This window comes from Peribacillus sp. P4_C12, assembly GCF_056402095.1.
The window spans coordinates 1-9,992 of sequence record NZ_JBFUIB010000109.1; the positions used below are offsets into that span (position 1 = coordinate 1).

Here is a 9,992-nt window from a genome sequence, read left to right on the forward strand (position 1 = left end):
GGTTCGTTGGATGAAACGGAAATCCTCCATGCCTATTTTTCAGAAAAAATGACAAATGGGAAAATAGGTGACCTATTATATTCTTATTAAATATGATATCCTTTCTTCAAATTGAGGAGAGGATTTTTTTTAATGAAAAAGATGATCGCTAACCTATCTTCGCGCGAAAAAAGAGTGGCTGTGGTGGAGAATGATGTGCTACGTAAAATTGAAATCATGCCGCCTCACCAATGCAGTACGGTCGGTAATATTTATCTTGGGAAAGTAACAAAGGTATTGCCGGGTATGGATGCAGTCTTTATTGATTATGGAGTAGACAAGAATGGCTTTTTGCATCGTGACGAAATTCCGTCTTTCCAACTGACAAAACGAGACGGAAAAGCGGCAATTGGTCAATACGTCCGCCAAGGAGAAAAGCTGCTAGTTCAGGTGACTAGGGATGAAACCGGTAAAAAAGGAGCAAAATTGACAGGGTTGATCGAGTTTTCAACAGATTCCCTCGTTTACATACATGGAATAGATTATGTTGGCGTTTCTAAGAAATTCAAAAACGAGCACATGCAAAAACAGTGGCGGGAAACGGCTGTACAGTTTAAACAGCCTAATGAGGGGTTGATTGTCCGCACATCGATGGAGAATGAAAGCGAAACTGTTTTTTTGAACAGGTTATCTTCATTGCGTCAGCTCTATAAAAATCTTGAATTGAAGGCAGCCTCTCTAAAGGCTCCAGCTCTCCTCTATGAGAGAGATAATTTCTTAGAGATGATTATCTCTGAAATGTCGAGAACGGGTTCAGGGGAACTTTCTATCGATGATTTCGAGGCATATCAAGAGTTGAAAAAATGGATACAGGAAAATGATAAGGAATGGATATTATCCTATGAAACGGGTCCGAAAAACATTTTTTCTGAACGGAATGTGGATGGGCAAGTTGAGAAAGTGATGAAGAAAATAGTCTGGCTCGATAACGGAGGCTATTTAATTTTTGAAGAAACGGAAGCGTTCACTGTAATTGACGTCAATTCGGGTAAGTTCACTGGTAAAGTGGAAAAGGAAGCAACGCGGTTTGCAGTGTATCAGGCGGCAGCGAAAGAAGTTGCCCGTCAACTGAGATTGAGAAATATTAGCGGGATTATCCTAATAGATTTCATCAATATGGAGAAGCCACAGCATAAGCTTGAAATTATCGACATTGTCAAAAAGGAAGTAGCGAGGGATGAGATGCGCGTCCAGGTTATTGGCTTTACAGAACTAGGCATCTTACAGGTGACGAGAAAGAGAACCTCACCGTCACTTAGCGAAATATTGACGATACCTTGTCCTGTATGCAGCGGAAGCGGGAAAGTTGAGAGTGCTGAAACAGTGGCCTTCCGGTTGGAGCGTGAATTGCTGGAACATCGCGAAGCGGATGATGAAGCGGTCTGGGTGGAAGTAAGCAAAGCGGTGGCAGACGTGTTGCTAGGTGAAAATGAATCATATAGGCCGACATTGGAAGAATTGATTTCTAAAAAGTTATTTCTTTCATTTGTCTCCGGTTCTATTAATACGTATTCTATTAAGCGCTTCGGGAGCATTCAGGAAATCGAGCGAGCTTTCAAGTGATGGACGAGAATTCTTACAAATATATTGACAGCTCTTCCGGTTTCATGATAGGATTTTAATGTTATGTTTGTAGCACCCGTGCTACAACCGCTCAACAACAGGTCTTAAGCTTTTGTCTTTTTGACAAGACGCCTGTGATTGGCGAGTCTGAGACATTTAAGGAGGTGCAAGTATGTACGCAATTATCGAAACTGGCGGTAAACAAATTAAAGTAGCAGCTGGCGAAGCGGTTTACATTGAAAAATTAAACGCAGAAGCAGGCGAAACTGTTACATTTGACAAAGTTTTATTCGTAGGTGGCGAAGACGTGAAAGTCGGTGCTCCACTAGTGGAAGGCGCTACTGTAACAGGTACTGTCGAGAAACAAGGTAAGCAAAAGAAAATCACTGTTTTCAAATACAAAGCGAAGAAAAACAATCGTAAAAAACAAGGTCATCGTCAACCATACACAAAAGTTGTTATCGAAGCAATCAACGCGTAAGGGCTGATTCTAGATGATTAAAGTTGTCTTTGATGCTCCGCAGGAACGGATTACTTCGTTCACCTTAAGCGGACATGCTAATTTTGCTAAAAAAGGTTCTGATATCGTTTGTGCAGGTGTATCGGCTGTTTCCTTCGGGTCAGTCAATGCGATTATGTCCTTAACGGATGTAGAGCCTGAGATTGAGCAAGGGAGAGAGGGCGGCTATCTTCGCTGCGTTATTCCGGGGAATCTTTCACCGGAATCCGAAGAAAAGGTGCAGCTGCTCTTGAACAGTATGCTCATATCACTGCAAACTATCGAACGTGATTATGGTAAATACATGAAAATTATCCTCAACCAATAGGAGGTGGAACAAATGTTAAGATTAAATCTTCAGTTCTTCGCTTCGAAAAAAGGAGTAGGTTCTACAAAGAACGGACGTGACTCTCAATCTAAGCGTCTTGGCGCTAAACGTGCAGATGGTCAATTCGTTTCTGGTGGTTCTATCCTTTACCGTCAACGCGGAACAAAAATCTATCCAGGTGAGAACGTAGGCCGTGGTGGAGACGATACTCTATACGCTAAAGTAGACGGTGTTGTTAAATTCGAACGTTTCGGACGTGACCGTAAAAAAGTAAGCGTATATCCAGTTGCACAAGAAGCATAATTGGCATCTTTGAACAGAGGCTGACTCAAAAGGGTCTGATTCCTTCTACAAGACACTATATATCGCGTCATTTTTAATAATGGTATGCTATATAGTGAAGAAGGGGTCCGGCCCTTTATTTATACTATAGGAACGATAAATAACCAGCGTTTTGCAGGAGACTTTAGTCATTAGTATAAGAAAAACAACCTCTGACTTACAAAAGGCTCGCCAATAGGCGGGCTTTCTTACCTTTTAGGGGAAAATCTAAGATTACTTTATCCATCACATTTGGTTAGGCCAAATAGACAGTCCAATTCAACTATAATATCTCCAATTGGTGCATAAATAAGGCCCATTCTCTTTATAAGTTCAAATGGCTCTACCATCGTCCAAAGAACTCAGGGTGTGTGGCTGTATTTTTTGGACGGGGGCTTTCATGTGAAGGCATGTGAATCGAGCTTCATTTCCTGTTTGTTGTTTTTTTGATATACTGTACAAATGGAAGTATTCAACATGATAGAGCTGAAAAAAGTTTCTTTATCATAATTGAAGGTGTTAATAATGGATAAAAATTGGACGACTATTGAAACTCTTCGTCAAACCAGGCATGATTGGCTGAATAGAATTCAAATAATAAAAGGGAATCTGGAGTTAAACAAAATTGATCGTGTCAAAGGCATTATTGATGAAATCATTATTGAAACCCAGAATGAAGCACGCCTTACCAATTTGAATTTGCCAAAGTTCAGCGAGATGTTGTTGACGTCGAATTGGAATAACGGATCATTTTATTGCGAATATGAAATTATTGATGTTTTTGAAGGCTCTACTGAGCTGGACGAGCTGATGTATCGTTGGACGAATGATTACTTTAAAGTTTTGGAAAAGAATCTAGACCCATTTTTTGAAAATATTCTAGCTGTTTCTATGTGTAAGAAAGAGATAAGCGATATGCGTATTTCATTTCATATGCAAGGCAGATTTATCGACCAAGCCGCTGTGATGGGATTTTTAGAAAAGTCGTTAACCGCGGAGCAATCAATTGATATTCTCGAATGTAATGAAGATGAATTATTTTTTAAGATGGATATTAAGTTTTAGAGAAGTATACAGCAAGAAATGACTTGCAGAAAACAAGGAAGTGATAGCATGTTTGTCGATCAAACGAAAGTCTATATAAAAGGCGGAGACGGTGGTAACGGGATAGTTGCTTATCGTCGTGAAAAATTCATACCAAAAGGCGGACCTGCCGGCGGAGACGGTGGTAATGGAGCGAACGTCGTTTTTGAAGTAGAAGAAGGCCTGCGTACGTTAATGGATTTCCGTTATCAGCGCCACTTTAAGGCACYGCGCGGAGAACATGGCATGTCCAAAAACATGCATGGTGCTGCTGCTAAAGATATGATTATTAAAGTTCCACCAGGTACAGTTGTAATTGATGAAAAAACCAAGGAAGTTATTGCTGATTTAGTAGAACACGGACAACGCGCCGTTATCGCTAAGGGTGGACGCGGCGGTCGTGGAAACTCTCGTTTTGCGACTCCAGCTAATCCTGCTCCAGAAATTGCGGAAAACGGTGAACCTGGCCAAGAGCGCGATATAATTATGGAATTGAAATTATTGGCTGATGTAGGTTTGGTTGGTTTTCCTAGTGTCGGAAAATCCACTTTACTTTCTGTCGTATCTGCAGCAAGACCTAAAATTGCCGAATACCATTTTACAACGATTGTACCAAACCTTGGAATGGTAGAAACGGAAGATCACCGTAGCTTTGTAATGGCCGATTTGCCTGGCCTGATTGAAGGTGCTTCTGAAGGAGTAGGTCTTGGACATCAATTCTTACGCCATATTGAAAGAACAAGGGTAATTGTTCATGTAATTGATATGTCAGGCCTTGAAGGTAGAGATCCTTATGAAGACTACCTGACAATCAACAAAGAGCTTGAAGAGTATAACCTGCGCTTGACTGAACGTCCGCAAATCATTGTAGCAAGTAAAATGGATATGCCGGATTCTGCAGAGAATTTAGCCGCATTCAAAGAAAAGCTTGAAGAAGACTTCCCGGTCTTCCCGGTTTCTGCTGTAACACGTGAAGGAATCCGTGAGCTACTTTATGCGATTGCTGATAAAATCGAAGAAACACCTGAGTTCCCTCTTGATCATGAAGAAGAGAATACTGGAATTCACCGTGTTCTTTATAAACATACATCACAGTCAGATGAATTTGACATTGTACGCGAATCGGATGGAAGTTTTGCCGTCTCTGGATTCAAGATCGAGCGTCTATTCAAAATGACTGACTTCACTCGTGAAGAGTCCATCCGTCGTTTCGCTAGACAACTTCGTTCATTCGGAGTCGACGAAGGCCTTCGCCAAAAAGGTGCGACAAATGGTGATATCGTCCGTATCCTTGAATATGAATTTGAATTCGTTGATTGATTAGATACCATGATGGCAGGCAAAAGGAGGCGTGCTGAGTTTGAATAAGGCCGATCAGAAATTTTTCCTCGTTCGAGAGGACGTCCTTCCCGAAGCGATGAAAAAAACGCTGGATGCAAAAGAAATGATTGAACGAGGAAAAGCAGAATCAGTTTGGGAAGCAGTACAGCGAGTGGACTTAAGTAGAAGTGCCTTTTACAAATACCGTGACACGGTTTTTCCATTTCATACAGTTGTTAAAGAAAAGCTGATTACCCTGTTCTTCTATCTCGAAGATCGTTCTGGTACTCTATCGGAGCTCTTACGGCTCGTCGCCTCATCAGGTTGCAACATCATGACCATTCACCAAACGATTCCCTTGCAGGGACGAGCCAATGTTACCCTATCTCTAAACACGGGTGGGATGACGATGGATATTAATGATCTGCTTACTAAACTGCGTAAAATGGAGTTCGTCGAAAAAGTCGAAATTATTGGGAACGGCGCATAAAAAACAGCCTGTACATTTCACATGTACAGGCTGTTTTTTTATCAGGGGACGATTTATCGATTAACTATTGTAAAAAATCAGAAAATGACATAACATAAATAGTAGATTTTCCGTGAAAAGGGGATTATAATATGACATCAAAAATAGCATTTCTTGGACCGAAAGCAACGTTCACGGATTTAGCTGTATCGCGACTATTTCCTAATGATATAAAAATACCAATGAACACGATTCCAGACTGCCTTGATGCTGTTCGTGACGGGGAAGTAAATCACGCACTCGTCCCAATCGAGAATGCTTTGGAGGGTTCGGTAAATATTACAATGGATTACTTAGTCCATGAAGTGACATTACCGATTAAAGGGGAAGTAACGATTCCAATCCAACAACATTATATGGTGCATCCGGATCATGCATATCCTGGTTTTAAACCGGATATGGTTTATTCCCACTCACATGCTATCGCACAATGCCGCAAATTTCTACATAAAGAACTAAGGGGCATACCGTATGAATATGTCACGTCCACTGCGGCAGCTGCGAAAATGGTGATGGAGAATTCCGATATCAATATAGCTGCGATTGCAAATGACATGGCTGCGGCGGAGTATGGTTTGACGATTGTAAAACAAAATATTCATGATTATGAACATAATCATACAAAATTTATCGTCGTATCTAATAGCGAAGTAGATTTTGAAGGGCATTTGACTACTGAGGGCGACAAGAAAACGACGCTTATGGTTCAGCTTCCTGCCGATCATTCAGGGCAGCTGCACCAAGTCCTTTCCGCTTTCTCTTGGAGGAAACTTAACCTTTCTAAGATTGAATCACGACCAATGAAAACAGGATTAGGCAATTACTTTTTCATTATCGACGTCGGAATGGCTCTTGACGATGTTCTCATCCCAGGTGCGATTTCTGAGCTTGAGGCTCTTGGATGTACCGTTTCAATCATGGGCAGCTATCCATGCTTTAAAGTCCAAAATGGTGTACCGCAAAGTTGATTTCTTTAAGGTTGAGAGTAAAGGTTCCTTTCCTCAAAGTTTGACCCAGATGCGGAATTGAACCGTTTAGGCTCACAAGGTTGCACCCTGTATTCACAGAGTGGTAAATGGTACAACCTCGGATGTGTTTTATACAATGATGAGAGAAAATATTGAATAAGAAGAGTGTCCCAGGAGTATTTTCTGGGGCATTTTTTTGTTGAAGTGTTCAATAGAAATCGTATTTCTCTCGTGTACGAGTTCCTAAAACGATACTTACATTTAAAAATATAAAGAAAATAGGCAAAAAGAAATGAATGTCCATTGAAGGATTTTGAAGGTAACTGAAACGGCTATTTTTATAGCGGAAAGAGATAAGGATAAAGAACAGGAAAAACAAAAATATCAATATCGGAATATAGAGGAGGAACAGTCAGAAGGGGAATTAATACAGGTAATGGGAGGCTGGATACAAGCGGTGGGTTCTATTATTAGTCTTATAGGCCAATTGAGAAGTAATAATGAAGATAAAGGCGATGGAGATAGCTCTAGTGTAAGCAGAACCAATGATGATAGGCATAGTCCTTAATAAATCGTCAAATGGCTGTTCCGAAAAGCGATAGAAACTCATGTTATGGAACGCATACTGTTTTTTCTAATTTATGCAATGATGGAAGGGCGATTTATTTGTAACGACGGACAAATAATCTCTCTGAAGGTTGAATTATTCCTGGCGACGGACGAATAATCTCTCTGAAGGTTGAATTATTCCTGGCGACGGACGAATAATCGGAGGTGTTTTGCATGTGAAAAAACGTATTAATATGTGAAGGAAATTGGTCTGTTGTGGATATCAATAAGACCATTTCTTATCTAAAAAAAACATCCTCAAAAGGTATAACTTTTGAGGATGTTTTCGTTTATTCAATCAACTAAAATGCCGGCATTTTTCAAGGCGTTCTCGGCTTCGTCAAGTAGTTCTTCAGAAGACGCGCTAAGTGTATGGAGATGAATGCCGCTTGTTAGTTCTGATAAAAAAGAAGCATTTGTTGCAGTTACTTTAGTGAGGAATTGCTGAACTTCTTTACGACTGCTGACCATAATGGAGGCAGTTAGGTCACCGTAAACGGGGTGCTCGATTTTGACATCTTTCACCGTAATGCCGATATCGACGAGTAAAAATAACTCTTCTTGGGCACGAGATGGATCGTGCTGGCAGGCAATGGTCCGCTCCGGCTTTTGAGTGTTCCCTGTTTGTAAATACATATAGCCTTGGCTAGTAGCGATGATAGGTTCATTTCGTGCTTTCAAGAGTGTGATGTCACCGACGATAACCTGCCGGCTTACATTCGTTATTTGTGAAAGCTCGCTACCGGTTACTGGTTGCTCGCTTGTTTGCAATATATGTAAGAGTTTCGTCCGTCTTTCTTCACCAAGTAATTTCTTTTTTTCCATAATAATTCACCTCGTTAATTACAAACAGTTTACCACAGAATAGAGAATCTTATCGAATCACAGCTATTCCTGCAAGACAGTCTGCTAAGATACGAATATCGTCCACTGTCGTGTTTCTTCCAAAAGAAAGCCGGACAAATTGATGGGCTTCTTCTTCGCTTTTTCCAATAGCTATCATTGTTTTTGACGGATTTTGTTTGCCAATTTGGCAAGCGCTACCCGTGGATACCGCAAAGCCCTGCTGATTTAATTCTAGCATGATGTATTGTCCTTGTAATCCGGAAAATGTCACCGCCAGAATGTGAGGCAATTGCTGGTTTGACGCTTCGATAACTTGAAAATCAACCTTTTTTCCCTCGAGTAGCCGAATCAATTGCTGCCGAATCCGAAAAATCCGGTTTCGTTCATCTTCCATGGTTTTCGCTAATTTTTTTGCAGCCGTAACGAAGGAAGCTATACCGGGAACATTGACAGTCCCTGCACGAAAACCATGTTCATGAGTGATATTGGGTATTGAAGACTTTAGATGATGGATGCCCGGGAAAATGACGGCCCCAATGCCTTTTGGGCCATATACTTTATGGCTCGAAATAGCAAGACCATCACATACGGTAGATATCTCCTCGAGCGGTAATTTAGCAAATGATTGAACACAATCTACATGCAAAAAGGCATCATGTTCGCGAACGATTTTGCTTATTTGTTCGATAGGTTGAATGACTCCGATTTCTGAATTTACATGTTGGACAATGACTAAGCAAGTCCGCCCCGAAATACAATCTTCTAGATGTTCGATGTCAACACGGCCGTCTTTCAAATGACGTAAATACGTAACATCGAAGCCGTTGTTTGCAAGTTTGCTGACATAATTGGCTATGGATGCATGTTCAGTTTGGCTTACAATTAAGTGATTCTGCCAGGCAGGCTTTGAGGCGATGAATGTATCTATTGCGATCATATTGCTTTCTGAACCGCCGCTCGTAAAGACGATCCCTTCCTTTTTTATGTCTAGCATTTCCGCTAATTGCTGCCGTGACATATCCAATAAACGTGCTGCATCTGATCCGATATCATGCAAACTGCTCGCATTGCCAAAAAACTTCCGAGATGCTTCAACAAAGACATCTAGTGCTTCATTATCCATCGGTGTCGAAGCCGCATAATCTAAATAAATCAAGAAATATCACTTCCATCCTCTAAACTTAAAAAACTCTTGATAATAGTTTAATAATATGTAAATATAGTTGTCAAGACACCTGTCATAAACAGGAGGAATGAAATAATGGAAAGAACGGAAGTCGTAGTGATAGGAAGCGGCATTGCTGCATTGAAAACTGCATTAGAAGTAAGCAAACATAAGCATGTGATACTCATCACAAAATCAAAGATTCGTCACAGTAATTCCTATTTAGCGCAAGGTGGCATTGCTGCAGCAATATCTGAACAGGACGAAGTATCTTATCATAAAAAAGATACGTTGGCAGCCGGTCAGAAATATAACGAGGTACATGCTGTCGTAAAATTAGTAGAAGAGGCTCCCTTGGTGATATCTGAACTCATCCAATCCGGTATGCAATTCGACCGCGATCAAGATGGCGGACTTATGCTTGGCATGGAGGGTGCGCACAGCCAAAGAAGAATCCTTCATAGTCATGGAGATGCTACAGGTAAGTACATTATGGAGCATCTAATAGATGGCTTGAAAAAATCAACGATACAGGTGCTCGAGGATACTGCAGCGGTGGAATTGATTATAGGAAAAGATGGATCTTGTATTGGTGTCAAAACGCTGCAAAAGGAAGGCGGATTTGTATCTTACTATGCAGAACAAACTGTATTGGCAACAGGTGGCTGCGGTTCTCTATACAGAATTACTTCGAATTCACAGACTGTTTCAGGGGATGGAAT

At 40.9% G+C, this 9,992-nt stretch carries 12 protein-coding genes and 1 other annotated feature; of the genes, 10 read left to right on the forward strand and 2 right to left on the reverse strand.

Annotation, left to right across the window (positions count from 1 at the left end):
• Positions 1-132 precede the first annotated feature (132 nt).
• The 9 genes from AC1DUW_RS14675 (at position 133) to AC1DUW_RS14715 (ending at position 7,218) form a co-directional block, all read left to right on the forward strand.
• Entirely contained in the window at positions 133-1,602 is a 1,470-nt protein-coding gene (locus AC1DUW_RS14675) for an Rne/Rng family ribonuclease (RefSeq protein WP_477642827.1), read from the forward strand.
• A 75-nt stretch (positions 1,603-1,677) separates the two neighbouring features.
• Positions 1,678-1,761, forward strand: a sequence feature (ribosomal protein L21 leader region).
• Positions 1,762-1,774: 13 nt separating this feature from the next.
• On the forward strand, positions 1,775-2,083 hold the full coding sequence (rplU, locus tag AC1DUW_RS14680) for a 50S ribosomal protein L21 (RefSeq protein WP_034308849.1): 309 nt from the start codon (positions 1,775-1,777) through the stop codon (positions 2,081-2,083).
• 13 nt (positions 2,084-2,096) lie between these two features.
• Complete coding sequence (locus AC1DUW_RS14685; protein ID WP_053347153.1) at positions 2,097-2,429, forward strand: ribosomal-processing cysteine protease Prp; 333 nt, start codon at positions 2,097-2,099, stop codon at positions 2,427-2,429.
• Between the two features lie 12 nt (positions 2,430-2,441).
• Positions 2,442-2,732 carry a 50S ribosomal protein L27 gene (rpmA, locus tag AC1DUW_RS14690; RefSeq protein ID WP_034308845.1) on the forward strand — a complete coding sequence of 97 codons (291 nt, stop codon included), beginning with the start codon at positions 2,442-2,444 and terminating at the stop codon, positions 2,730-2,732.
• 543 nt (positions 2,733-3,275) lie between these two features.
• The gene (locus AC1DUW_RS14695) at positions 3,276-3,815 is read left to right on the forward strand and encodes a Spo0B C-terminal domain-containing protein (RefSeq protein WP_053347152.1); all 540 of its coding nucleotides are present in this window, start codon (positions 3,276-3,278) and stop codon (positions 3,813-3,815) included.
• 48 nt (positions 3,816-3,863) lie between these two features.
• Positions 3,864-5,153, forward strand: coding sequence for a GTPase ObgE (gene obgE / locus AC1DUW_RS14700; RefSeq protein ID WP_477642828.1), 1,290 nt, complete (start codon positions 3,864-3,866; stop codon positions 5,151-5,153).
• Between the two features lie 40 nt (positions 5,154-5,193).
• Entirely contained in the window at positions 5,194-5,643 is a 450-nt protein-coding gene (locus tag AC1DUW_RS14705) for an ACT domain-containing protein (RefSeq protein ID WP_053347150.1), read from the forward strand.
• Between the two features lie 131 nt (positions 5,644-5,774).
• The gene (pheA, locus tag AC1DUW_RS14710; RefSeq protein ID WP_053347149.1) at positions 5,775-6,650 is read left to right on the forward strand and encodes a prephenate dehydratase; all 876 of its coding nucleotides are present in this window, start codon (positions 5,775-5,777) and stop codon (positions 6,648-6,650) included.
• A gap of 313 nt (positions 6,651-6,963) precedes the next feature.
• On the forward strand, positions 6,964-7,218 hold the full coding sequence (locus AC1DUW_RS14715) for a hypothetical protein (protein WP_053347148.1): 255 nt from the start codon (positions 6,964-6,966) through the stop codon (positions 7,216-7,218).
• A gap of 335 nt (positions 7,219-7,553) precedes the next feature.
• On the opposite strand, the gene AC1DUW_RS14720 is transcribed toward AC1DUW_RS14715, so the two are convergent.
• Entirely contained in the window at positions 7,554-8,087 is a 534-nt protein-coding gene (locus tag AC1DUW_RS14720; RefSeq protein WP_053347147.1) for a transcription repressor NadR, read from the reverse strand.
• 46 nt (positions 8,088-8,133) lie between these two features.
• A complete protein-coding gene (locus AC1DUW_RS14725; protein WP_477642829.1) occupies positions 8,134-9,261 on the reverse strand; it encodes an IscS subfamily cysteine desulfurase in 1,128 nt (375 codons plus the stop codon).
• A 105-nt stretch (positions 9,262-9,366) separates the two neighbouring features.
• Between AC1DUW_RS14725 and AC1DUW_RS14730 the strand changes: the two genes are divergently transcribed.
• A partial coding sequence (locus AC1DUW_RS14730; RefSeq protein ID WP_477642830.1) for an FAD-dependent oxidoreductase occupies positions 9,367-9,992 on the forward strand: 626 nt, incomplete at its 3' end.

What these genes read in the sequence shown, in the direction of transcription:
- rpmA (WP_034308845.1), top strand. Translation starts at nt 2,442, where the DNA reads ATGTTAAGATTAAATCTTCAGTTCTTCGCTTCGAAAAAAGGAGTAGGT.
- AC1DUW_RS14685 (WP_053347153.1), top strand. Translation starts at nt 2,097, where the DNA reads ATGATTAAAGTTGTCTTTGATGCTCCGCAGGAACGGATTACTTCGTTC.
- rplU (WP_034308849.1), top strand. Translation starts at nt 1,775, where the DNA reads ATGTACGCAATTATCGAAACTGGCGGTAAACAAATTAAAGTAGCAGCT.
- pheA (WP_053347149.1), top strand. Translation starts at nt 5,775, where the DNA reads ATGACATCAAAAATAGCATTTCTTGGACCGAAAGCAACGTTCACGGAT.
- AC1DUW_RS14675 (WP_477642827.1), top strand. Translation starts at nt 133, where the DNA reads ATGAAAAAGATGATCGCTAACCTATCTTCGCGCGAAAAAAGAGTGGCT.
- AC1DUW_RS14695 (WP_053347152.1), top strand. Translation starts at nt 3,276, where the DNA reads ATGGATAAAAATTGGACGACTATTGAAACTCTTCGTCAAACCAGGCAT.